A 23,491-nucleotide genomic window follows, 5' to 3' on the forward strand; every position below is an offset into this window, starting at 1 on the left:
TTAATATTTTGTATTATTTTTTAATAGTATATGGGAGGAATTGACAGATTAATTGCTAAAGTATTATCTCAAAAAATTAAACAAAAACTGGATGAAGATGAATTAAAAATTTTAGAAAGAAAGTTGTTTTTAGAACATGGAATGTCAATAAAGCTATCCATAGAACATTTTGATAAATTGAATTTAGTATTAAAGAGCATTTTAAATCTAAATAGAAAAAAATTTGAAAATGAGTGTCTAAACGAAGTAATCAAAGTTCAAAGAAAAAATGCTAAATACTCTGTTAGAATAATTGATCAAAATCTATTAGATTCGCTATTAGTGTTATGTGGAGATAATGAAACTAGACAAATGCTTAATTGTCTTTTTGAAAACGAGTTAACCATCCCGCAAATTTTAAGTGAAGCTCAAATTCCAAAAACATCTGGATATAGAAAAATTGAAAATTTAATCATAAATGGATTAATTGTAGAATCTGGCAAAGTACTTAGTGAGAGTAAAAGAATTTCAAAATATAGATGTGTTTTTGACGAAATAAAGATTGAAATGAAAAAGAATGATATTGTGTTTCAAGGAGTAATAAATGAACAAATTTATGATAAAAGTACTTGTATCGACTTAATTAAAGTGTAAGATTAGAAAATAATTCATAAGGAAATTCTAAATTGATGTAGATTTTACAATTTCAAGTACGGTTTTAGCTTGTTTAAAGTGAACTTCATCAATCATTTTTCCATCTATAGTTGTTGCTCCTTTTCCTTTTTTTGTGGATTCTAAATAAAATTTGGAAACTTTTTCTGCCCATTGAATTTCTTTTTTACTTGGATAGAAAACTTTGTGAGTTGTCAATATTTGGTCAGGGTGTATGATACTTTTTCCTGCATAACCAAGATCTTTTCCAACTTTACAATCTTTTTCTAATCCTTTAATGTCTTTAAGGTCTTGCCAAATAGCATCAATTGCAGAAACTCCTGCTGCTTTTGCATCTACTGGAATTTTTGCCCTAGAATATCTTCCGCCTTCTGAATTTTTTGAGTATTCAATTCCTAAATCATTTAAGAGATCAAAAACTCCAAAAACTACTGCTTGTATTCTTTTACTATAAGATGCAATATTGTATGTGTTAACCACTCCTTCAGCTGATTCAATAGAAGGAATTATTTGAATTGGTTTTAGTTTACGATTCTTTTCCAATAATGAAAGATTCTTTTCAATTTTTTTTATCTCAGCAACATTGTTTACTTTAGGAATCACTATTCCATCAATTCCTTTTTGAATAATTACCTTGAGATCATCTGGAATTTTTCCAGATTTTGGAGAATTTGTGCGCACAAAAATTGATGATTTGTAAGATTGACGTGATTTTAGTGCATCTTGAATTAATTTTCTAGCATTATTTTTTTCCTCATCTGGTACGGAATCTTCTAAATCAAAACAGACTATATCAGCTTGAATGTTTTTTGCCTTTTCTAAAAACCTAGAATTATTTCCGGGAACAAAAATAAGACTGCGAAAAAGCTGTGTCATTAAATTATTATGCGTTTTCTGGCTTCATCATAATTTTGCCAAAGAACTTTCCAGAGAGCATTTTTGTATGTGCTTCTGCAGCTTGTTCAAATGTATAAGTAGAATCAATTTCTGCTTTAATTTTACCCTTACCCATCCAATACAAACCAAGATCCATTTCAGCTTTAGTTCCTTGAGTTGAACCTAACACATTGATTCCTTTAAAGAAGATGTGTCTAAGATCAATTTTTGCATCATATCCAGTAGTAGCTCCACATGAAACAAGTGTTCCTCCATAGTTAAGCAGGGTCAATTGTTTGTTAAAGTGAGTTTCTCCAATATGGTCAAATGTTAAATCAATTCCTGGCCTAACACCAGTTTTTGCAGCAATATCTTTTGTAATTTTAAAGACTTCTTTGTGCCAGTCTTCTTTTCTATGATCTACTGCATAATCAGCACCTAATGCTTTGCATTTATCGAGTTTATCTGCACTAGCAGTTGCAATAACAGTACAATTGTAGAGTTTTGCAATTTGAATTCCAAAGCTGCCAACACCAGAACCTCCACCCATAATTAGAACAGTTTGTCCAGGTGTAATTTTGGCTCTTCCAACTAACATATGCCAAGAAGTAAGAATTGTCATTGAAGCTGCTGCTGCATCTTCATAAGAAACTCCTTCTGGAATTTTTGATACATTAACTTCTGGTAGATGTACTAGTTCACTATATGCACCCCAGAGTGGGCCTGTTTGGAATCCCCAAACTTGTCTATTGGTACAATCAAATTCTCTACCTGATGTACATAATGCACATGTTCTACATGAAAGATTGGAATGTGAGACAACTCTATCCCCTACTTTGATAGTTTTTACATCTTCTCCTACTGCAACAACATCTCCTGCAGCATCAGAACCAGATACGTGTGGTAATGGGATAGCAATTGGTACACCTCTCATTCCCCAGATATCATTATAGTTAAGAGCTGCTGCTTTTAGTTTGAACACAACTTCATTTGCTTTTGGTTTTGGATCAGGAATATCTTTTACTTTTAAAATTTTTGCATAATTATCATCAGGAGCATATTCTTCATAAACTACAGCTTTCAATATGGATCCTGATATTATCCCCTAATTATATTTTCTCTGATTAGATACGATTTATCTTAAAATCACGTTTTGGTTGTTGAATTGATAATAAAATTTGTTTAAGTTGATTGTCATTAATTTGAGAATTCATCTTTCCTTGTGATGCCATTCCAATTAGATATTGCTCTACTAAATCAGATAATTCAGGTTTAACCATCTTGATGTTATTTAATCTCATTCTTGCATCTGGAGAGAGTATTTGTTTGAGGATTTGCTCTTTTTGAGCAGTCATATCGTGATTTTGTTTATCTTGATCAGGTGATTCAGAAAAACTCATTTTAAATCTAAGAGTATATTTTTAGTTGAGGATTTACAACGATCAGTTCGTTTAGAATTTCTGTTGATAATCTATCTAATTTTTGCATTCCTTTTTTTGAAATGACACGGCCTTTTTTCTCAACTTTCTCAACATATCCAAGCTTTTCTAATCCTTGAATTGCATTACGAATTATTGCGCCTCCAGCATCTTTATGATGAGCAGCACCATATCCTGATGGTCTACCTCCACCATAAATTTTTCTTAATTCGTTAATTCCAAGCGGACCATGAAGGTAAATTTTTCTCATTAGTGATGCACATCTTGTATGCCACCAATCTCTGTCTTGAGGTGGTTTATCTGCATGAGCTCCAGTTTTTACAAATGGAATCCAAGAAGGAGCAGGAATATCTTCATTTTTTAAAATAGCTGCCAATCTACTAATCAATACATCAGATGGTACATCGTATACCTTTGCCATAAGGTCAAAAACTCAGGAATCGTCTTATAAATCATTGAGCTATTATTTTGCGATAAGTATGCCCACAAAGGTTACACGAAATTCTGATCGACTTTATTGATGTTCTGCCTAATCGAATTTTAGAATTTATCCCTGGGGCGATAAATGATTTACATTTTTTACAAAATACAATTTTTAATTCGTAAGGCATACGAATTTTGTGTCTTGTGCTAATTCTTTGGGCCAGTAATGCCTGTCTCTGAGATAGTACTGGATTCATTTTTGCATTAGAAATTGCACTATTAATTAAAATCTGCATTCTCTCTAATGCAATTTGTCTAAGTGCAGGTTTCACAATTATTAATCACTATCCACCTAAAAATTAGTTCTCTTTTAATAGAAAAGTGCAGTCAGCGGGATTCGAACCCGCGTCACAGGGTTGGAAACCCCGAATACTAACCAGGCTATACTATGACTGCACAAGAAAACAAACTTAATTTCCTACATAAAAACGGTTTTTTCATACTCGTAGAGCATACGTGCAATCACTACATGAGCCTCATAAGACAAGTTACCAACTGAAAATAAGCGATTTATTTTATTGTTTATTGATTCAGAAAAGTGGCCTTTTTGAAATCCACCTATAACTATACAAGAATTATCTGAAATTTGAGAGCTAATTTTTTCAAATGAGCTTAGTTCTCCTTTAGTTGAAAATCCAATAATCTTGGATGGTTTGATCTCATTGATTAACTCAGTAAACGATTTTTTTTTAATTTCCAATAACACATCTTTGCCAGATTGTATAGTTTTTTCTAAATATAATTTTTCAATAAGACCTTCAAATCTATGATATGATTTTGGAATGTGAACATTTTCTCCAATGTAAATTACGTTATCGTCAATTGTGTGAATATAGATTTTAATTTTATTTTGTGAGTACAATGGAATTGTTGTAGCTTCCAATATAGAAAAATGAACTAGATCAGGTCTTCCTCTTTTAATTTCATCATTGATTCCTTTCATTGCAGCAAAATGCCATGAATTATCAAGCAATATTTCAGACGGATGTTTTCCAAATTTTTGTGCATGTGAGATTACTGAAGGATGATCTTGTAATTCTAGAGGAACTGTTTCTAATGCAGATTCTGCTAAAATCAGAGAGAACATCTTAATTGATCAGTTCTATCTGATTTTTAAATTCATTCCAACTAGATTTTGGTGTTCCATCAACATCCAATAATCCAGAATTACAAATGTAATGACTCAATCTTTCCATTATGTATTCACTGCTTCCTAAACCAGACCCACCACCTACAGTTAGAGTTTGATTAGCGATTTCTGGTTTGTCAATCACACATGTGCCATCAGGTCTATCATATTGCCTGTACCAAGTGAAAAATTCTATTTTAGATTCATTTTCAGTGTAAAATTCAAAGGATTTTTCTAGAAATATTTGCTGTGATGTTTCATTACCTCCTACAAAATCAGAAGTACTCCAACTAACCTCAAAAAGTCCAATTTTTTTATCAGGTATTATTTCAAATGTCTTTTGCAAGTCTGCTTTAGCTTCTTCTGGTGTTTTGACAATATCATTTAAGGTATCAACTGGGAAATATGAAAAAGCCACAAAATCACCTATTGCTAGATCAGATACAATATGCTCTAAATTTTTATTTAATACGTTATGTAACGCAAATCCATTTCCAATTTGCACATCGGGGTGTTTTTCTTTTAATTTTGTGTATACTCCATTGAAGAGTTCTTTGTATACAGGAATATTTTGTTCGTGATAACGAAATTGAGATTCTGTTTCTCCTGCAATTACAACTGTATCTATAATATCATAACGAGACAATATTGCATCAAGAACGTTTACTAGTCGATCTTCTCCAATCGCATTAAGTGATGGTTTTCCTATCCAATTTGGAAATGGTCCTAGTGTTTCACCATTAATAACAGAAAAAAATAATGTTACTTTGAGATTATTATTTTTATTAAAACTCATCAGAGCATCTGATTGTTTCCAGTCGTATTCTCCTCTTACAGGCTCAACAATATTCCAAAACATGTACACGTTACTTCTTCCAATACCAGTAGATGATGCTTCAGCATAAATTTGATTCAAGTCTTGTAGTGTTATTGCTGAATGTGGTGCGTTAATTACAAGGCCAATTTTTTCATTATGTTTCTGAATTGGAGTTGGTTCTAAATTTGGTGTTAGTAATATCACTGCAACTATAGCAATTACTACGGCTATACCTCCAGATATTCCTAGAATTTTTTTATCCACATTATGAACGTCATTAGAAGAGAGTAAAAAAGTTTACAAAAAGATCATTATCGATCATGAGAACTTTTATTATGTCTTAATTTTATTTCTTAATTAATTAGATTAAGATAACGACGAGTGGCTCTGTGGCGCAGATTGATCCACAACCGGCTTGCGAAGCCTTAACACGTGGACCTTTACCACTCGTCGGTCATCGTAATATTCCGATAACCATTATTTCCTTTGCTTCTATTGTCTACCCTGATGTACAACCGCTGTATCCGCATTCAATGCAAATACTACATCCTTCTACAAATACAAGGTTGTTTTTGCATGTTGGACATAAACGATCTTCTGATACTTCTTGTCTAGTAGGTTCAGATGTTATTTCTTCATCATGTACTTTGAGTTCAAGTGAATCATGTACATGTGATTTGATGTATGGATTTGATATCATGGTTGTTACATATTTAGTAACATGTTCACTTGGTGTAACATCAAATACTTTTTCTGCGTTTTCACTTGTCATGTGAAGTACTTGTTTGTGTCTTGAACCATCACGGTACACTGTAATTCCCTTTAGACCCAATTCATGAGCCAATAGATATGCAGACTTTACATCTTCTGCTGTAACATCATATGGCATGTTAATTGTCTTGGCAATTGCATTTCCAATCCAATCTTGCCATACTCCTTGGGCCATTAGATGATCTGCCCAGTGAATATCCATTGCAGTTACATAGACGTCTTGCATCCATTGTGGAATTTCAGGAATTCCTTTTAGTGAGCCATAGTTGTCTGCAATCTTTGCAAGGAGTTCATCGCTGTATAGACCATGTTCTTTGAGTACTTGTTCAACAATTTTGTTGGTGTAAAAGAATCGACCTACTGTTACTCTCTTCTCAAAGACTAGAGCAAATGCTGGCTCCATTCCGTTTGAACAATCTGCAATCATAGATAGTGTTCCTGTTGGAGCTACTGTAGTAGTCAAAACATTTCTTATTCCATGTTTCTTGATCTTATCAATTAGTGCATCCCATTCATAACAGTGAGACTCTTTTGGTTTCTCATAATATCCTGCAATTGGAATCTTTCCTTCAGGATATTCTGTTTTTGAGCATAGTGGGAATTCACCTCTAGATTTTGCTAGTGCTACACTTTCTTCCATTGAATAATAAGTCAATGCTTCAGATAGTTTTGATTGTAGATCGTATCCTTCTTTGGAGTTGTATGGAATCTTTAATTTGTATAATAGATCTGCTACTCCCATTACACCTAATCCAATTCTTCTAGAATCTTTTGATGCAATATCAATTTCTTTTACAGGATAGTGATTTACATCAATGATGTTATCTAAGAATCTGGTAGTCTTTCTGATTGTTTCTTCATATCTTTGCCAATCAAATTCGTATTCTCCATCAGCTTTTCTCTTTACGAGATTTACCAAGTTGATAGAACCAAGATTACATGATTCGTACGGATAAAGACTTTGTTCACCACATGGATTTGTAGCTCTTAGTGGAGCTTGTCTTGCTTTGGCAAATACATTGTATTTGTTAATTTGATCAAAGAAGATCAATCCAGGCTCTGCACTCTTCCATGCAGAAAGAGCTATCAAGTCAATTAATTGATGTGCATTGATTTCTTTTACTGGTTTTCTGTCACGTGGACTACGTAACATGTATTTTCCATCAGTTGTATTTACAAGTGCATTCCAAAAGTCTTCCCAAATACCTACACTGACATTAAAGTTCTCCAAAACACCAGGTTCTGTTTTATTTGTGATAAATTTTTCAACATCTGGATGCCAAGCTTCAATGATTCCCATGTTAGCTCCTCTTCTTTTACCTCCTTGTTTTACAACTTCAGTCACGGTATTGATGATATTCATAAAAGAGACAGGACCTGATGCTACACCTGATGTTGATGCAACAATATCGCCTTCTTCACGAAGATCAGAATAGTTGATTCCAACTCCGCCTCCAGATTTGAATATTAGTGCTGCATCAGAAGTTGATTTCATGATTTTCTCCATGTCATCTGGCATTCCAAGAACAAAACATGCTGAAAGCTGACCAAGTCTACCACCAGCATTCATCATTGTTGGTGAATTTGGCAGAAAGTCTTGTGCTGTCATCAATTCAAAATATTCTGTGATTTTGTCTGCGTAACTATCTAATTCTTTTGCTGCAAGTAGAGTTAGAAGATCTTTAAAGCTTACTTTCATCTGACCTTTACTTGCAAGAGTCACATAATGATTGATCAGGGATCTAAAGTGCCACTTGTTGAGAAAATATTCTCCAATTTTGAATTTGTAATCAAAATTATCTAATTTCTCAAGATATGTGCGTGCTTCTTCAATATCTTGGGTAATATTTCCAGTTTTTTCAAACACTTTTGAATCATATAGGACATCACCTATTCCAACAAGAATTGCAACTCTTTCAAACATTTGAGTTGGTGATTCAATGATTTCATTTTTGTTGTTTCTGAAAAGATATCTAGATGCCAATACTCTCAAGCAATTTAGATCAAAATTCTTGGAAACAGGATCTAAAGATTTTAGGTTTAAGACTTTCATTTTTTCGTCCCTTAATTTTCTTCGTTCATGTCTGTAAACGATGTATGCTTTTGCAATGTCGCTATTTCCACAATCGATAAGAGTTGACTCTACAATGTCTTGAATATCCTCAACGCTAGGAGCTCTAGAATTTGTGAACCCCTGTTCGACTAATTTTTGTACAACTTTATTTGCAAGTTGATCGGCTAGCGCACGGTCGGCTTTAGAGGTGGCTGCCAACGCTTTGTATATAGCGTTTGAAATTTTATTTTGATTGAAGGCCGTTATAGCGCCACTGCGCTTACGGATCTCATTGATAGTACTTTCTATTTGTGATTTATCCAATTATAATCTCCCCGCAAGAGGTAAGAAATATGATGGTATAAATGATTTGGCAGTTTTTTCTAAAAATTCGGTGGAAAAATATTGACAACGGTCCAATCGATATCATAATGGTATTATGAATTTAGTAACAAGTCACAACGATGATCGCTTATGTAAAGCGTCACATTTTTTTAAGATGATCGGAACTAGTTTTAGACTTACGAATTTCAGATGACATATGAAGACTTGCACTTTGGACATTTGTCAACAAAGGGTTCATCTTTGAATCCACATTCACCACAGAGTGATACTTTTTTCACAGGCTTAAAGGAAGATGTAAGCTCTGCTGCTTTCTCAATTGATTTTTTAATATCAGCTTGAGTAGCATTCTGATCAATGTCTAGTTTAACTAGTAAACCACCATTAAGCAATTTAGATAGTCTAGTACATTCTGTGATAATTTCACTCTTGGTTGTATAATCAGATATCTCAGATGCTTTTAACACTATTCCTTGTGAATAAGAGTCACTATCCATAGAGTTTAGTGCAGAATTTTTACCATATTTTTCACCATCTAGGTTTGCAAATCGGCTAGATCCTTCTGTTTCAATCATGGATATCGCTACAGTATCACCGAGTTCCTTACCTTTCTTAGTAGCAACATCAACTGCAGTTTCTATTACTTTATTGAGTACGTCTCTTCCTTCTTTATTATCTTGGAAACCAAGTATATTGAAGACCGATTCTTTCAAACCTACTAGATTAACAATTAAAGATACAGAACTTCTTTGCATGTATTGAGTATTTTTTGCAAGTATTGGATTTAATCCTCTTCGTGTAAGATCAGAGATGTCTTTCTTTCTTAATGCCATAGAAGATAATGCAGGTTTCATTAGCAATGCGAGTCTTGCTCTAAAGTATGTTTCATCTTTGTTGGATTCAAATGCAAGTCTTGGAAGATTGATCGATACAGATTGTAGTGTAATTGCAAGTGGACCAGAATTTTTAGTTGTGCCATTTGTAATACCATAACTTGATACTTCACCTTTTGCAAACATGACTTTGCCGCCAATCGCAATAATTTCAGATAATGCATCAGAGACATCAGAGATTTTTCCTTTATCGAAATCAACAATTAAACCAATTTTTGGAATTGGAGTTATCTTTGTGTAATTCTTGTAAGCATTAATGATTGCATTAACAATTTTTAGATCAGAACCTAATTGAAGTCTAATTGAAACATCAGTGCTTTTTCTATTATACTTTGATGTAGTAGAAGCAGTAGAAAATGCATCTGTCAGTTTTTGTTCTAACTCTGGAATGTTCTTTGCATGTTTTGTAAATAATGGAATTAATCCATCAAGAACAATTTCTTGTGAAGCTTCTTTGGAAAGTAATGAAATGATAATAGATAAAGAAGATGTGACATCATCTAGTGTTTTTGATGATGTAATTCTTGACACATCAAGATATTTTCCGCCAAGAATAACTCCGTCTTCAATCAATTCTTTTACATTAACAAATATTGTATCAGGTATCATTGACCATATTCCAGGATTTGAAATATGCATATCACCAGAAAGATGGGAATCTGCAACATCTTTTGGTAATACATTTGTGAGTAAGTGTTCTGCAAATACTTTTTGACCCGTATTGAAAAGTAAGCCCTCTGCGCCATTATCTACATTGTCTAGATTTGTAAGCATCTCTTGAACGTCGTATACAGGCAGGCCTAGGCGTGCCAGTTTGTTGCGGTATTCTTCATGACCATGCTCTAAAAGGACCGAATTTACCATTTCTCGAATAAGAGATCCTGTAAGATAGGTTGTCTGATATTTGTAAATTCTATTTTCAACTTCTTCAGTAATTTTTTGGGCTAACTCTAGTGGTAAGCTGCCTTCGCGTACAAGTGATTGAATAATTTTATGAGAATTAAATTCTTCAATTGATTCATGAGATGTTCTGACATACATCTTACCACTTTCAATAATTGAACGTTCTTCAATTTGTCTTGCTAAGCTTAAGACCAATTTTCCAAGATTTGTAATGGTATAACGTCTTTCAGATTTATTTAGTGCTACAAGTGATTGTCTCAATAATTTTCTTAAATGGTATGCAAATTTTCCACTCTCTTTTTTAGATTTGAATCCAGCCAGTGACTTTAATTCAGAATAAGTCAGAGGGCCCTTTGAATTTAAGATTCTTAAAATATCGATTCTGTTAGGACTTGCCATTACAGAAAAGATCATCCTTACACGTTTTGACGTGGATTGAAGAATTCCGCTTCGCTTTGGCTCTTCTAGCTCTTCATCCAATTCCATACTAAATCAATAAAAAAGGAAGGAGTAATTAAGACTTATGACTAGATCATTTTTGTAGATTTTAGATCCATTTTCTAATTGAAATAAAATTTGAGGGGTTGTAACATTAGATGTAGACAACAAAAATAAAAAATTATGAAAAGATTTTTAGATCAGTTTTCTTGAACATCAAGAGAAAATTCAGATGTTGACAATTTTTGTCCACATGAAGGACACTTTCCACTATATGGTGTCATTACATCTTTGAGTGCTTTTAGCATTTTTATATTAGCGATCTTTTCTCCGCATTTACCACATGTAATTTCTACAGACATGAAAGAAAGCAGTGGTAGAAAAGTATTAAGAAATGATTTTGATTTTTTTTAATAATTCAAACAAATATTTTTACTGTTTTTTAATAATAATTCCACAACCATCTTCAAAACCGGCGATTCTGGCTCTAGTTCCTACAGGTAGATCTTCAGGTGTTGCAATTCCAGCCATAAATCCTGAAATTCTCAAATGTGTATTGTCTAATTGAAGCACCACGAATGCATAAGGTGTAAATTTTTCAAAACCCGCAGGAGCTACAGTTATTATCGTATAAGTGGCAATTGAGCCTACTCCGTCTAAAACAAGATCCTCAAAGCCTTTACTGCCACATTTTAGGCAGTAATATGCAGTAGACAAGTGAATGTATCCGCACTTTGTACATTTGTGAGTTAAGAGTTTACCTTGTTTTGCATATTCAATAAGTTGTTCTTCAATAGTCATTTTACACACTTTGGAATATATGAACAGCGCAACTTGCACCAGTTGCACCAAAATTATGAGTTAAACCAATTTTTGCATCTTTAACAGTTCGTGCTCCTGCTTTACCAGTTAATTGATCATAAACTTCTACTACTTGTCCTACACCTGTAGCTCCAATTGGATGTCCTTTTGATTTAAGACCTCCTGATGGATTAATTGAAATGTCTGAATTTAAACTAGTTCTACCTTCTCTTACAGCTTGTACCCCTTTACCTTTTTCAAAGAATCCTAAATCTTCAGTGTCAACAATTTCTGCAATAGTAAAGCAATCATGTACTTCAGCAAAATCAATATCTTTTGGAGTAACACCAGCCATTTTGTATGCATCTGCTGCTGCAATCTTTGTACTAGGAATAGTAGTCATGTGTTCACGTCCTTGCAATGCAGCAGGTGAACCACCTCTACCAGATCCAATAACTTCAATGTAATCACCGCCATGAGATTTTGCAAACTTTTCAGAACAAAGAATAACAGAACTTGCGCCATCAGAAAATGGACAGCAATCATAAAGTTTTAGCGGACTTGCAACTACCGGAGATTTTAGTACATCATCAATTGTAATTTTCTTTTGCATGTGAGCTTTAGGATTTAGAAATCCATTGTCGTGATTCTTTACTGCAACTCTTGCAAAATCTTCTTCAGTTGCACCAAACTCAGTCAAGTAAGCTCTTGCCATTGATGCAAATAATCCTGGAAAAGATGCACCTGCTTGGCCTTCATAAAAAAAATCAGAACAATATGCAAAGTAAGTTGTTGTCCATTCAGTTCCTGTATGAGTTACTTTTTCAACGCCAGTTACTACAAGACAATCATAAAATCCAGCCGCAACATTGGCATATGCTTCTCTAAAGGATACTGAGCCACTTCCACATGCTGATTCTATTGTTAATGATGGTTTATCTGGAATTCCCAATCTACTCATTAAAACAGGTCCAAGATGTACCTGCTTATCTGCAACTCCAAAGACGTTTGAAATGTAAGATGCTTTGATCTCTTTTGGATCGATTCCTGCATTTTCTATAGCTAAAACGGATGCCTGAGTAGTGATATCAGCTATACTTTCTGATAATTTACCATATTTGGTGCTACCTGCGCCAAGAACACAGACCTTTTCCACAAATGTCACTGACCCAAGTCCCTATAAAAATTGTTTTAGTAAATTCATTATAGAATATGCCGTCAAAGAAATCATTGCTCAAAACTATTCAGGTTAAAAGGACCATCACTAGACACGTAGCAAAAACTACAAAGTCAAAGACAGCAATTTTCAAAAAAGAGATCATTCAATATTTGGACATTAATGGATACTTGTCTTGGTCATCAAAAGATAGAAAATATATGATTCTTGGGACAAATTCTCCAAAAAACGGGCTAGTTGAATGTCCAGAATGTAGATTAGGCCAGATAATACTAATCAGATCTAAAACAACAAGAAAACGATTCATGGGCTGTTCAAACTTTCATGGAGGTTGTAAAGCATCATCACCGCTATTGCAGAAAGCAAGACTTAGAGCAATGAAGATTCCATGTGATGTATGCAAGTGGCCAATGATAATTTTCCGTTACTCAAGAAAACAAAAATGGACTAGACAGTGTTCAAACTTTAATTGTGAAAGTAGAAAAATTAAATCTTCAAAGTAGGATAGATATCAGTACGTCTGTTTTTTAATAACGGTAGAATCTTTCTAATTTGTTTTACATTTTTTAATTCAATGTCGACATATCCAATTCCTTGTTTCTTTTTCATATCAAGCAAAATTTTTCCGTATGGATCAATTACAAGACTTCGTCCACAGTAAATATTTCCAACTTGATCAGGGGCAATGACATAACAACCATTTTCAATTGCACGTGTCTTGTTGATTGTAATCCAATGTTCTTCTTTCATGTTACCTTTCACCCAAGCTGATGGTGCAACTAGAATTTCAGAGCCTGCAACAGCAAGTGATCTTGACATCTCTGGAAATCTCAAGTCATAGCAAATCATCATTCCTATTTTCCCAATAGTAGTTGATACAGGCTTTGCAATCTTTGAGCCTTTAACCATTTTATCAGACTCTCTAAATCCTAGAGCATCATAGAGATGAATTTTTCTGTATCTTGATATCACTTTACCATTTTTATCAATAATAAATGAAGTGTCATATACGCGATCTTTTTTTGTACTTTTTTCATAAAATGATCCTACAATATCTATGTGATTTTCTTTGGCACACTTTGCAATACTAGTTACAAAATTTCCAGTGATAGTTTCAGCTAAAGTTGCTAGCTGTTTTGATGATTGTGATGAATTTGTATAAAACATCATAAATTCTGGAAATGCAACAAGTGTAGCTTTTTTTTCTGCTGCTTTTGTAATATAATCAATAATTTTTTTTAGATTAGTTTCTTTTTTAGTAGATGCCTTAAACTGTACAATCGCAACTTTCATGAAATTTGTATTATTAAAGAGGATAAAAAGATAAAGTGGTACAAACATGAAATGTACCATTTTGTTATTATGTAAATTAGTGATAAAGAAATTAACCGACCATAATGTGTATATGTGTAGCCCTCTAACTGGAAGGGAATTATTCCAGTATTTTTTTAAAATAATTAAAGTTGGTTTCCTGCTAGAAACCAGTTTTCTTTTGGATTATCCTCAAAAACTACAATGACATGAGATTCTTTTGTTTTTAGAATTTCTACAGCAGATTTTGTGATTGCTTTTGCATATTCATCTTTTTGTTGTTGAGTTCTTCCAGGATACATTGAGACTGTAATCAATGGCATGATTAGTTTGAAAAAGTTACAATGATTTATTCTTTAGACTTAGCCTTTGTACCCATATCTTGTTCCGTATGTGTACTCAGAGCCATGTGTTTTCTTGTATAGATATCCAGTAGCAAGTCCTACTACAAATCCACCAATATGAGCAAGATATGCAACACCACCTCCTGCAACACCAAATCCACCAATAAAAAATGGAAGTAAGTTTTGGAAAACAAGCCAAAATGGTAAGAACCATCTAGCTTGGATATGCAACATTCTGATAAAGAATCCCATTATCATTACAGTCTGAATCTTTGCTCTTGGAAACATTACAAGATATGCACCAAGTATTCCAGATATTGCACCAGATGCACCTACTGCAGGAATTACACTTGTAGGATCACCAAGTATGTGAATTAATCCTGCGCTTATTCCCCACATCAGATAAATTCCCAGATATTTTAATCGACCAAACTTTAGTTCAATGTTATCGCCAAATATCCACAAAAACAACATGTTACCTCCAAGATGCATTGCACCACCATGTAAGAAAGTAGAACTAAGAAGAGAGATGTATGGTTCAGTAGGACATTTAATTTGCATTGATCCTTGTCCAAAATCTATGTTAGAAACAGTTGCGCCTGTAACACAGTTTGGCACTGCACCCCAATTATAAAATAATGAAAATGCATTTTGATTCGTAAATTCAATAAATTGTCCAGTATATGCAATTTCTATAAGGAATACTAGAACATTAGCTGCAATTAATGCATAAGTTACTTTTGGTTTGAATCCTGGAGGATGTGGATTTTCATCGCGTAATGGAAACATTAGATATTAAGATTGAATAAAAATTGTATAATAAGATTATTCAAGACTTGCTATAAAGGAAAAATCACACTAGAATAATTTTTCGTTTGACAAGATTTTCAATAATATTTAGGTAATCATCGTCAGAAATCTTGTCTTCGGACCACCATAATGATGCAGTTTTAACCCATGATGGTATTTTCCAATTTGATTGAACCGTTATTTCTTTTGAGGGTACAGAGATAATTCCTTTTTCAAACAAAAATGCTATGCCCTCTAGAAATTCCGAATCAGAAATTTGATCAGTTGACCACCAATTTGCATTTGTTTTTATCCATTGAGGAATTTTTGAAGTGATAGGTGGTAATCCTTTTTCAAAACCAGTAATTTTGAGAATACCCTGTGATGTAGGACCTACAGTAAATGCAACATGCCAAAATCCCATATCATCTATACTTTGGATAAAGTGAACAGGTTTATCATTTAATGTGACATTGAATTTCTCTTTTCCAGAAATTTGTGGGAATTCAAAATTTGCATATGTTTCAAGTGGATAGCTGTTGTATCCACGCATAGTAAGAGTGGTTCCTTCTTCGTTAAATTTAGCTGCAGAATACCATGCACCAGAATCATATCTAAAATCAAAGTCGCCCCCATTTTTCTTAGTAGAAACAGGAATTACAGTGCTATCTACAGGAGCAAAACAACTGTAATAAAAAATATCTTCAGTAATCGAAGGATCTGGATACATCGAAAATTCTTTAATTTCGCCTGGCTCTATTTTTTCAATATGTTCAATATTAGAAACAACATCTAGCATTTTTTCATGACCATTAGCTATTGCAAGAACTTTTGGGTTGAATATAGTTTGATTTCCATTATTAATAATTCTCCCAGTAACATGACCATCGTCATGTTTGATTAAGGTTTTATCATAAAGAATTGTAATTGATAGTGGATCTTTTTCTGTTTTTGCAAATTTTAGTTTAGGTTCAAGTAAGATAGGAGTATCAGATGTAATTTCAGGTAATTTTATTTTAAATGGAATATCAGTTCTTGGGGGAATTGTAACGTGAGTTATTGTCTTTGTAAATGTATTTTCTCCATCAATCACAGTAATAGAAATAGTTGGAATTAGTGCAAAATCATTTTGATTCTTTACATTACCTCCAACAGTATACACTCCTTCATAATCATAATATCCAACATATTCTTGTGAAGGAATAAAAACTTCAGCAAATGCAAATTGAAAAATCAATAAAGTAAATACAAAACCAGTTATAGAAAATATTATTTTTAGTTTAGATAGATTAGAAAGCGTTGAATATATCTTCGAATCCAGATGTTGGTTTTTCAAGTAATCCTGGTCTATAGTCTTCAATTAATCGATCTATTATCATTCTAGATTTAATATAATATCTCTTTCTTGTATTTTCAAGTTTAATTTCAATTAGTTCATCTTGTACTAACTGTGATAAATATAAGGACACAGTTGATGGGGATTTTCCTACTTCGTTTACTAATTCATTAAACTCAAGACCATCTTGTTTCACTAGAGCTAGCAATAGATCTCTTTGAGTCTGTCTACGTAGTGCTTTGATAATTTTTGATTCGTCTTCAGTAATTCTCGGTGGGTAAAATCTAGTTTGTCTTGGACCACGTACTACTTTGATTATTCCGTGTTTTTCTAATTTACCAATGTAGTGACTAAGAACTCCATTTTTTAATCCTGAAGAACGCATTAACTCCCTAAATTGGATTCCAGGACTTTGATCTATGATTTTTTGTAATTGTAGATTTCTATCAGTCATTTCTAAACACTCCCAAGGCTAACAATCCTAATGTACTGAACGTCAATAAATGTCCTATCTCTAGTAGAGAGATATCACCTAAATCATAAAGCCCAGGCCATGTAGCATCAATTACCAATACTGCTTCAGCCGCAATAAAAGTTGCAAAAGCAAATGTACTAAGTAGCAGTCTTTTTGTCTTTAATCTAGAATATGCTAGTACTGCAAGGATTGTAATGAATATGGCAAGTGTGATTCCAGCAATATGTAAAAAGATGTGCATTAGATGAAAGCCATGTAAAATGTGAGGAATTATTACAGGAATTGCCAGTATTGCAACTACACCTATAACTACAATAGAAAATAGTGTAGATTTCCGTTCAATTAGACTTTGAGGCCTAAACAAATCACAAAAAATACAGTTTTTATGAATTTAAACAGACTGGTTCATGTTTCGAAGTATGAGCGATCAGACACGAAGAATTCTATTTTTTATTAAAAATTGCAATCCCTGAACAAAAGTTTCATCATCAATTTGTCCATCTGCCCACCATCCTGCATTGTTTTTAACCCAAGATGGAATTTCATTTTCAACAGTACCTGATCCTTGAGCTGTTGGTGGAACTTTGACTATTTTTTCTTTGATAAGATATTGAATTGCGTGTACAAATGAATTATCGTCAATTTGTTCGTTTGACCACCATCCTGCATTGTTTTTAACCCAATCAGGAATTGAGATATAATTATTTTCACTAAGTGAATTATTAATTACGATTGGAATTGACGTACTTGCAAGATTATTATCTGCAAGATTTTGGAAGTTTAATTTAACAATCCCATTTATGTCATCAGGTATTGTAAATTCTGCGATGTTATGCTTTTCTTTTGAATCAGTACTAATTCCACTTTGTTTAAAAATTATTCTATCATTTTGAGTAACGGAAAAATCATAATTAACTGCTATAGGTCTATTTTTAAGAAAAACATCAATTACATCAAAATAAATTATAGCTTTGGAATTTGATTGTAAGTTTTGAGGTTCCCAAGTTACAAAAATTCTAAATTGTCCATTAGAAGTAACCGAGCTTAGCTTAATATCATCAGAATTTGGTTTTATAAGAAAATTCATTCCATTTTGTGGTGACTGATTATTGTAAATGTTTTGTAATTCTTTTTGGCTAATAATAAAATGAACTACCCGTTTTTCAGAAAAAAAATCATCAATTGTTACAATGTCATCAGAGAGTTTGATGCCATTGACATACATAGAAAATCCAGATACCAACAAATCACCAAACGTTTTTGGGATAACTAATTCCTCGTGTACAACAGATGTTTGATTGATATTATCTAGACTCCATTCAAAAGGCATTGAGAAAGTGATCTCTTTAGATTCAATATCATATTCAAAATTCTTTATTTCATCATAGTATGTAATAACATTAATTTCCTGCAAACCAAAAATAGGGTGATTGATTTCATGTTTAGAAGTTTGTGCAATGGAAATTCCAGCGTTAAATGTAAGAGGTATATCTAATTTATTTGAATATCCATCTGCTGTAAGAATAGTTACGTCTAATTTGTAAAGCCCACCATCACTTAATCGTGGACCTTTAATGTTGATCTTCCTATTATCCAATCCAAGTAATGAAGCAAAGAAATTACTTCCGTTTTCTTCTTGGATTTGAATTGATTCTGTGTTTTCAGATATAAAATTTAAGACTAGAAATCCATTATCACTTTGAAATTCTTTTTCAAAAAGAAATTGTTCACCATGACTAGATTTAATTAAAAAAGTAACGTCTCTAAGAGTAATTTTTGAGTTAAAATCGATTAATGAAATTGATATTTGTTGATCATCATTTTCATCAGGATTGTTTGTAGATGAAGAAACTTCTAAACTCACTTGTTTTCCATTTAGATCTACGGGTGGAAATATTTCACTTCCAACGCCGTGACCATAAATATCTACAATAGTAAATGTAATCAGAATAGAAATGATGAATAAAGATATCATATGTAAAAAAAATTGTTTACAATCCTTTTTTTGTTGCCTGAGACATATTTTGAACATGATGTTTGTTTCGCAGGGTTAAGAAATAATGATCAAGTCCATTTGGTTGGATCTTTTTTCCAAATTTGTTTGCCATCAATTGTTACTAAATCTTTTTCTTCAAAGACTGTATGCCATTTTCCATTGTGAGGAAAAATTTTATTCATTTCTTTTACTTTATCATTAGTTGGTGCTTTATTCATTAAAGCTCCCCATCTCATATTAGGTATTTTTGGAAGAATATCGTTAATATCTTTCATATATTATCACTTAATTATTTCTGGATTTTCATTATACCTTCTTTGATCAGATATTGTATACCCTGAACAAAAGAATTATCGTCAATAGATCCATCTGCCCACCAGCCTGCATTGTTTTTAATCCAAGATGGAATTACATTTGCACCAATACCTGTACCTTGAGTGGTTGATGGAATTTTCATAATGTTTTCTTTAATCAAATATTGAATTCCCTGAACAAAAGAATTATCGTCAATAGATCCATCTGCCCACCAGCCTGCATTGTTTTTAATCCAAGATGGAATCGACACTGAAGATCCAGGAGTTTTTGGCAAACTTGGACCAATTTCAATTATTCCAGAACCTATACCAGCATATTTTGCATCATACATTATTCCAGTTCCATAAACTAGGATATCAATTCTATATTGTCCTTGAGATGGGACAAATATTTTTTGAGTATCTAATCCTTCAAATGCAACTATACCAGGATTTTGTGGATCAGTGCCTGAATTTCGTTTTATTTCTTTATTATTTTCATCAATAAGCGAATATGCATATCTTACATCTTTTAGTAGATTTCTATTTTCATCAAAAAATGTTAGTTCAAATGGAATTTCTTCGCCTGCGCCATAGCTACCATCCCAAGCAATACTTACTGTTGTAGGAACTTGTTTGTTGGTTTTAGTATCTACTAAATAAAATTGTGTGGAACTTTTTGAGACACCGCTTTGTGGAACTAGTTTTAATTTCATAATTCCACTGTCATAGTTTTTTGGACCCAAAGAATCATTGATTTTTTGTAGTTCATTTTTAGTTATAAGAAAATGTATAATGTTTGTATCATCATATGAGTACGGATCATTTAACAATGCACGTTGATCTATTTCTACACCGTTAACGTATCCTTTGAATTGTTTGCCTTCTGCATACGGTGTAAAGCTCTTTGGAATTCTTACTTCCTCATGTACCACTTGAACTAAATCTACATAGCCAGGATCCCAATCAAATGGCATATCAAAATAGATAGAATTATCAGAGTTATCGAATTTAAAATTCTCTACTTCATCATAGTAAGTTTTTACCACTACAGGAATTTCTTGTGCATTTGCAGTTTTAATGAAAAAATCTTGATCTTGTGCAACACTAACAAAAGTATCATAGCTGAGTCTATTAGCTAATAGTGCTTTTGGACTAGTAGCTCCTTCAATATCGACTCTAATATTGTATAATCCACCTTTATCAAATATTGGGCCTTTGATTTGTGTTCTTCCATCTCCCTCTGCATACAAAGCTTCAGGTGCACTAGCATGCTCAGAACCATAATATTTTGTACACTTCCATAGTTCCATTTCTTTGCATCCTAGTTCAGGTTTAATTTCAACATCTAATGTTCCATCTAAATCATAAAACAGATTTCTTGCCAAGAGATCTCCACTTCTCCAAACTTCTACCCTATAGGTAACTTTATCCAGATTCTTATCAGTAATAGTATCAAAAAATCTGACTTGCATATTTGCAGATGTGACTTCACCAACTGTAATATCTGCAGGATTTAGTTGTGTCATTACAGTTACATTCATTCCACCAAAACTAATCGGAGGTGCCATATCTCCGCCAAGTCCATGTCCAAATGCATTTGGAGTCAAAGTTGAAATTGTAAAAGCAGTAATTATTAAAATAAAGAATGTAAATTTATTATTCAATAATTTATTTTGCTATAATTCCATATTTAAAGATGGCACAGAATTTCTATGAATGATTCTTTAAAATCTCAAATAGGTTAAGTTTTATTTGTGTAAATTAAAGGTGAAATCATGAAATTTGTACTTGTAATGTTACTTATTCCATTGTTGATTATTCCAGCATTTGCTCAAACAAATTCACAAACTCTACAAACAGAAAAAGGAACACTAGATGTCAAATTAGCATATGATGATATAATTTCAGGAGAACAAACTAATTTACATATTGACTTTATCAATCCTCAAACTAAAAAAATTCAAGAACATATTGATTATTCAATAACAGTTTCAAAAGATGGTACAAATGTTTTTGGACCAATTCCACTTACGCATACTTCGTTAGGTTCAGTGAAGATTCCAGTTGAGTTTATCAATGATGGGGTTTATTCAGTAGAACTTGGAGTTGAAGGAATATTATTTCAGCCAATTCCTTTAGAAAAAGTTTCATTTGATGTTTCAGTTGGAGAAGCTTTTGCACAACCTTCTCCAATAAATGACAAAAATGGAGGGGCTTGCCTAATTGCCACTGCAACATTTGGTTCAGAATTATCTCCTCAAGTCCAACAACTTAGAGAATTAAGAGACAATACTATTCTTTCCACTAATTCTGGAACAGCATTTATGACAACTTTTAATCAGTTTTATTATTCATTTTCACCAATAATTGCAGATTATGAAAGAGAACAACCAATTTTCAAAGAAGCTGTAAAAATTTTATTGACACCAATGCTCACATCACTTTCCATACTTAATCATATCAATATTGATTCAGAACAAGAAATGGTAGGATACGGTGTAGGAATAATTTTGATGAATATTGGAATGTATATCGGAATTCCGGTATTTGGAATCATAAAAATATACCAATATAATAGAAAGTAGATTTCACATCTAGAATTGCTAGTCAGGTTTTTATTTATCCAGTAGGGTACTTGATTTAATGAAGACAATAGCTATTAGCTCTATCTTCGTATTTTTTGCCATTGTAGCAGGATTAGTTGCATTAACACCAGCTGCATTTGCAGATCATAGCGAAGTTACAATTGTCCCAGCAGCAGGTTCTGGTGCTCCAGGATGTGAAGAGACAGCAGACGGATGTTACATTCCAAGTACTGCAACAGTAGATGTCGGTGGAAAAGTAATATTTTCTAACACAGATACTGCAGCACATACATTCACAGCAGGAACTGCAGCAGAAGGTCCATCAGGAGAATTTGATACTAGCTTAGTAATTGCTGGAAGTTCATATGAATGGACACCAACAACCGTAGGTGAATTCCCATACTATTGCATGGTACATCCATGGATGGAAGGATTAATTGTAGTACAAGAAGCAGGAGCAGAAGAACATGATGATATGGAAGAGCATGATGATATGGAAGGAGAGCATGATGATATGGAAAATGCATCAGCAACAGGAATGTTGTCTGACGGCACCGAAGTTTCAGTTTCAACCTCTGTACCAACTGCAGGTGAAAGATTGCACATTGCAATTCAATTTGCTAATGCAGAACATGTCAACCATGACATCAGAGTAACACAAAATGGCGAAGAAGTACTAAATGATTTAGCTGCCCATCATCATGATGGAAAAGGCGAACACGAAACAGCACCACTAAAATCAGCAGATCCAGTAGAGATCACCATCACATTCCAAGGTTATGGAATAGATGATCCAAAAACAGGACCTATTGGTGAAGTAGTAGTATTTGCAAACGTTGTTCCAGAATTTGGAACAATTGCAATGATGATACTTGCTGTTGCAATCATAAGTATTGTAGCCGTTACTGCAAAATCTAAAGTAATTCCAAGATTTTAGGGATTAACTTTTTTATTTTCTTTTTATTAAAGCAACTATCGCTAAGATAATAGCTGCTGATGCAATAGACAATCCAAATATTGCAAAGTCATATGCTGCTCCTCCATCGTTTTTTGAGCCATTATTCATAGCAGATACGTCTCTTTGTAATGATGAGATGGCATTTTTGAGTGAAGTTACATCTTGATTTGATGAACCGCTAGTTGGTGGAAAATCCAATATTGCAGTACTCTCTACATCTTCAACTGGAATTTGTACATTAATTGGTACTCCATTGATTTCGCCTTTAAAATCCATGATGTAGCTTCCAGTTTTTGTAGGAATTACTGGCGAAAAATAATATCCTACTTTTGGATCTGAGTTAATATCAACTTTTTTAGATGCACCTCCAAACATGGCAGTAACTTCTAGATTTTTGAACGCATTTGTAACTCCTTTGTATTGACCTGAGACTTCACCAGGTTCAGTAATTTTAAAAACAAAATCATTTCTTATACCTACAATTGGAGGTTCCAATCCCCATCCAGCTTCAATTTTGTATGGTTCTACTTCAACTGTAGTATGAGCAAAAGCTTGGGATGTAAATCCAAATGAAAATAATAATCCAATAATACTTACTATAATTACTTTCATGACGTTATTTGATGAA

Annotated in this window: 26 protein-coding genes and 1 tRNA gene; 4 read left to right on the forward strand and 23 right to left on the reverse strand. The window is 33.1% G+C overall.

Annotated elements, in window-relative coordinates; genetic code table 11:
* Window positions 1–30: 30 nt before the first annotated feature.
* Window positions 31–633: a transcriptional regulator gene (locus tag K5782_RS05420; protein ID WP_297464687.1), complete on the forward strand. Its 603-nt coding sequence runs from the start codon at window positions 31–33 to the stop codon at window positions 631–633.
* A 27-nt stretch (window positions 634–660) separates the two neighbouring features.
* Here K5782_RS05420 and K5782_RS05425 read toward each other — a convergent pair whose 3' ends face one another.
* The 13 genes from K5782_RS05425 to K5782_RS05485 form a co-directional block, all read right to left on the reverse strand.
* On the reverse strand, window positions 661–1,527 hold the full coding sequence (locus K5782_RS05425) for a CoA ester lyase (RefSeq protein WP_297464689.1): 867 nt from the start codon (window positions 1,525–1,527) through the stop codon (window positions 661–663).
* A gap of 7 nt (window positions 1,528–1,534) precedes the next feature.
* Window positions 1,535–2,611, reverse strand: coding sequence for a zinc-binding dehydrogenase (locus K5782_RS05430; RefSeq protein WP_048110546.1), 1,077 nt, complete (start codon window positions 2,609–2,611; stop codon window positions 1,535–1,537).
* A 40-nt stretch (window positions 2,612–2,651) separates the two neighbouring features.
* Window positions 2,652–2,927 carry a DNA-binding protein gene (locus tag K5782_RS05435; protein ID WP_297464692.1) on the reverse strand — a complete coding sequence of 92 codons (276 nt, stop codon included), beginning with the start codon at window positions 2,925–2,927 and terminating at the stop codon, window positions 2,652–2,654.
* 7 nt (window positions 2,928–2,934) lie between these two features.
* Window positions 2,935–3,387 carry a 30S ribosomal protein S19e gene (locus K5782_RS05440; protein ID WP_007551491.1) on the reverse strand — a complete coding sequence of 151 codons (453 nt, stop codon included), beginning with the start codon at window positions 3,385–3,387 and terminating at the stop codon, window positions 2,935–2,937.
* A gap of 31 nt (window positions 3,388–3,418) precedes the next feature.
* Entirely contained in the window at window positions 3,419–3,685 is a 267-nt protein-coding gene (locus K5782_RS05445) for an RNase P subunit (RefSeq protein ID WP_327442389.1), read from the reverse strand.
* Window positions 3,686–3,771: 86 nt separating this feature from the next.
* Window positions 3,772–3,845, reverse strand: a tRNA-Gly gene (locus K5782_RS05450).
* 22 nt (window positions 3,846–3,867) lie between these two features.
* Window positions 3,868–4,536, reverse strand: a complete 669-nt coding sequence (locus K5782_RS05455; RefSeq protein WP_297464696.1) for a ribosome biogenesis protein — start codon at window positions 4,534–4,536, stop codon at window positions 3,868–3,870.
* A 1-nt stretch (window position 4,537) separates the two neighbouring features.
* Window positions 4,538–5,659: a hypothetical protein gene (locus K5782_RS05460; protein WP_297464698.1), complete on the reverse strand. Its 1,122-nt coding sequence runs from the start codon at window positions 5,657–5,659 to the stop codon at window positions 4,538–4,540.
* A gap of 235 nt (window positions 5,660–5,894) precedes the next feature.
* Window positions 5,895–8,543, reverse strand: coding sequence for an adenosylcobalamin-dependent ribonucleoside-diphosphate reductase (locus tag K5782_RS05465; RefSeq protein ID WP_297464700.1), 2,649 nt, complete (start codon window positions 8,541–8,543; stop codon window positions 5,895–5,897).
* 206 nt (window positions 8,544–8,749) lie between these two features.
* The gene (gene nrdD / locus K5782_RS05470; protein WP_297464702.1) at window positions 8,750–10,843 is read right to left on the reverse strand and encodes an anaerobic ribonucleoside-triphosphate reductase; all 2,094 of its coding nucleotides are present in this window, start codon (window positions 10,841–10,843) and stop codon (window positions 8,750–8,752) included.
* A 152-nt stretch (window positions 10,844–10,995) separates the two neighbouring features.
* Complete coding sequence (locus K5782_RS05475) at window positions 10,996–11,157, reverse strand: hypothetical protein (RefSeq protein ID WP_297464704.1); 162 nt, start codon at window positions 11,155–11,157, stop codon at window positions 10,996–10,998.
* Between the two features lie 70 nt (window positions 11,158–11,227).
* Window positions 11,228–11,596, reverse strand: coding sequence for an OB-fold domain-containing protein (locus K5782_RS05480; RefSeq protein ID WP_007551501.1), 369 nt, complete (start codon window positions 11,594–11,596; stop codon window positions 11,228–11,230).
* 1 nt (window position 11,597) lies between these two features.
* On the reverse strand, window positions 11,598–12,761 hold the full coding sequence (locus K5782_RS05485) for a thiolase domain-containing protein (RefSeq protein WP_366069431.1): 1,164 nt from the start codon (window positions 12,759–12,761) through the stop codon (window positions 11,598–11,600).
* A gap of 47 nt (window positions 12,762–12,808) precedes the next feature.
* On the opposite strand from K5782_RS05485, the gene K5782_RS05490 reads away from it, so the two are divergent.
* Window positions 12,809–13,276: a DNA topoisomerase gene (locus tag K5782_RS05490; protein ID WP_297464710.1), complete on the forward strand. Its 468-nt coding sequence runs from the start codon at window positions 12,809–12,811 to the stop codon at window positions 13,274–13,276.
* On the opposite strand, the gene K5782_RS05495 is transcribed toward K5782_RS05490, so the two are convergent.
* The 9 genes from K5782_RS05495 to K5782_RS05535 all read right to left on the reverse strand — a co-directional run bounded on the left by K5782_RS05495 (window position 13,260) and on the right by K5782_RS05535 (window position 20,984).
* Window positions 13,260–14,066 (reverse strand): carbon-nitrogen hydrolase family protein, encoded by an 807-nt coding sequence (locus K5782_RS05495; RefSeq protein WP_297464712.1) that lies wholly within the window; start codon window positions 14,064–14,066, stop codon window positions 13,260–13,262. The two genes, K5782_RS05490 and K5782_RS05495, sit on opposite strands and share 17 nt — an antisense overlap.
* A 164-nt stretch (window positions 14,067–14,230) precedes the next feature.
* Window positions 14,231–14,407 (reverse strand): 4-oxalocrotonate tautomerase family protein, encoded by a 177-nt coding sequence (locus tag K5782_RS05500; protein ID WP_007402510.1) that lies wholly within the window; start codon window positions 14,405–14,407, stop codon window positions 14,231–14,233.
* Window positions 14,408–14,446: 39 nt separating this feature from the next.
* Window positions 14,447–15,217 (reverse strand): rhomboid family intramembrane serine protease, encoded by a 771-nt coding sequence (locus K5782_RS05505; RefSeq protein WP_297464715.1) that lies wholly within the window; start codon window positions 15,215–15,217, stop codon window positions 14,447–14,449.
* A 64-nt stretch (window positions 15,218–15,281) separates the two neighbouring features.
* The gene (locus K5782_RS05510) at window positions 15,282–16,454 is read right to left on the reverse strand and encodes a peptidase (RefSeq protein ID WP_297464717.1); all 1,173 of its coding nucleotides are present in this window, start codon (window positions 16,452–16,454) and stop codon (window positions 15,282–15,284) included.
* A 52-nt stretch (window positions 16,455–16,506) separates the two neighbouring features.
* Window positions 16,507–17,007, reverse strand: a complete 501-nt coding sequence (locus K5782_RS05515; protein WP_297464719.1) for a winged helix-turn-helix transcriptional regulator — start codon at window positions 17,005–17,007, stop codon at window positions 16,507–16,509.
* Window positions 17,000–17,392, reverse strand: a complete 393-nt coding sequence (locus K5782_RS05520) for a hypothetical protein (protein WP_297464721.1) — start codon at window positions 17,390–17,392, stop codon at window positions 17,000–17,002. Before K5782_RS05520 ends, K5782_RS05515 begins: the two co-directional genes overlap by 8 nt.
* Window positions 17,393–17,455: 63 nt before the next feature.
* The gene (locus K5782_RS05525) at window positions 17,456–19,003 is read right to left on the reverse strand and encodes a peptidase (protein WP_297464723.1); all 1,548 of its coding nucleotides are present in this window, start codon (window positions 19,001–19,003) and stop codon (window positions 17,456–17,458) included.
* An 89-nt stretch (window positions 19,004–19,092) separates the two neighbouring features.
* A complete protein-coding gene (locus tag K5782_RS05530) occupies window positions 19,093–19,299 on the reverse strand; it encodes a hypothetical protein (protein ID WP_297464725.1) in 207 nt (68 codons plus the stop codon).
* 14 nt (window positions 19,300–19,313) lie between these two features.
* Window positions 19,314–20,984, reverse strand: coding sequence for a peptidase (locus K5782_RS05535; protein ID WP_297464726.1), 1,671 nt, complete (start codon window positions 20,982–20,984; stop codon window positions 19,314–19,316).
* Window positions 20,985–21,095: 111 nt separating this feature from the next.
* Between K5782_RS05535 and K5782_RS05540 the strand changes: the two genes are divergently transcribed.
* Both K5782_RS05540 and K5782_RS05545 read left to right on the forward strand, forming a co-directional pair.
* Window positions 21,096–21,905 (forward strand): CFI-box-CTERM domain-containing protein, encoded by an 810-nt coding sequence (locus K5782_RS05540; protein WP_297464729.1) that lies wholly within the window; start codon window positions 21,096–21,098, stop codon window positions 21,903–21,905.
* Window positions 21,906–21,963: 58 nt separating this feature from the next.
* Window positions 21,964–22,842, forward strand: coding sequence for a PEFG-CTERM sorting domain-containing protein (locus K5782_RS05545; RefSeq protein ID WP_297464731.1), 879 nt, complete (start codon window positions 21,964–21,966; stop codon window positions 22,840–22,842).
* A 12-nt stretch (window positions 22,843–22,854) separates the two neighbouring features.
* Here K5782_RS05545 and K5782_RS05550 read toward each other — a convergent pair whose 3' ends face one another.
* A complete protein-coding gene (locus K5782_RS05550) occupies window positions 22,855–23,475 on the reverse strand; it encodes a hypothetical protein (RefSeq protein ID WP_297464733.1) in 621 nt (206 codons plus the stop codon).
* Window positions 23,476–23,491 lie beyond the last annotated feature (16 nt).

Origin of the sequence: Nitrosarchaeum sp. (genome assembly GCF_025699065.1) — an archaeon.
GTDB lineage: Archaea > Thermoproteota > Nitrososphaeria > Nitrososphaerales > Nitrosopumilaceae > Nitrosarchaeum.

What these genes read in the sequence shown, in the direction of transcription:
- K5782_RS05420 (WP_297464687.1), top strand. Translation starts at nt 31, where the DNA reads ATGGGAGGAATTGACAGATTAATTGCTAAAGTATTATCTCAAAAAATT.
- K5782_RS05425 (WP_297464689.1), bottom strand. Translation starts at nt 1,527, where the DNA reads ATGACACAGCTTTTTCGCAGTCTTATTTTTGTTCCCGGAAATAATTCT.
- K5782_RS05435 (WP_297464692.1), bottom strand. Translation starts at nt 2,927, where the DNA reads ATGAGTTTTTCTGAATCACCTGATCAAGATAAACAAAATCACGATATG.
- K5782_RS05440 (WP_007551491.1), bottom strand. Translation starts at nt 3,387, where the DNA reads ATGGCAAAGGTATACGATGTACCATCTGATGTATTGATTAGTAGATTG.
- K5782_RS05445 (WP_327442389.1), bottom strand. Translation starts at nt 3,685, where the DNA reads ATGCAGATTTTAATTAATAGTGCAATTTCTAATGCAAAAATGAATCCA.
- K5782_RS05455 (WP_297464696.1), bottom strand. Translation starts at nt 4,536, where the DNA reads ATGTTCTCTCTGATTTTAGCAGAATCTGCATTAGAAACAGTTCCTCTA.
- nrdD (WP_297464702.1), bottom strand. Translation starts at nt 10,843, where the DNA reads ATGGAATTGGATGAAGAGCTAGAAGAGCCAAAGCGAAGCGGAATTCTT.
- K5782_RS05475 (WP_297464704.1), bottom strand. Translation starts at nt 11,157, where the DNA reads ATGTCTGTAGAAATTACATGTGGTAAATGCGGAGAAAAGATCGCTAAT.
- K5782_RS05480 (WP_007551501.1), bottom strand. Translation starts at nt 11,596, where the DNA reads ATGACTATTGAAGAACAACTTATTGAATATGCAAAACAAGGTAAACTC.
- K5782_RS05490 (WP_297464710.1), top strand. Translation starts at nt 12,809, where the DNA reads ATGCCGTCAAAGAAATCATTGCTCAAAACTATTCAGGTTAAAAGGACC.
- K5782_RS05495 (WP_297464712.1), bottom strand. Translation starts at nt 14,066, where the DNA reads ATGAAAGTTGCGATTGTACAGTTTAAGGCATCTACTAAAAAAGAAACT.
- K5782_RS05500 (WP_007402510.1), bottom strand. Translation starts at nt 14,407, where the DNA reads ATGCCATTGATTACAGTCTCAATGTATCCTGGAAGAACTCAACAACAA.
- K5782_RS05505 (WP_297464715.1), bottom strand. Translation starts at nt 15,217, where the DNA reads ATGTTTCCATTACGCGATGAAAATCCACATCCTCCAGGATTCAAACCA.
- K5782_RS05515 (WP_297464719.1), bottom strand. Translation starts at nt 17,007, where the DNA reads ATGACTGATAGAAATCTACAATTACAAAAAATCATAGATCAAAGTCCT.
- K5782_RS05525 (WP_297464723.1), bottom strand. Translation starts at nt 19,003, where the DNA reads ATGATATCTTTATTCATCATTTCTATTCTGATTACATTTACTATTGTA.
- K5782_RS05530 (WP_297464725.1), bottom strand. Translation starts at nt 19,299, where the DNA reads ATGAAAGATATTAACGATATTCTTCCAAAAATACCTAATATGAGATGG.
- K5782_RS05540 (WP_297464729.1), top strand. Translation starts at nt 21,096, where the DNA reads ATGAAATTTGTACTTGTAATGTTACTTATTCCATTGTTGATTATTCCA.
- K5782_RS05545 (WP_297464731.1), top strand. Translation starts at nt 21,964, where the DNA reads ATGAAGACAATAGCTATTAGCTCTATCTTCGTATTTTTTGCCATTGTA.
- K5782_RS05550 (WP_297464733.1), bottom strand. Translation starts at nt 23,475, where the DNA reads ATGAAAGTAATTATAGTAAGTATTATTGGATTATTATTTTCATTTGGA.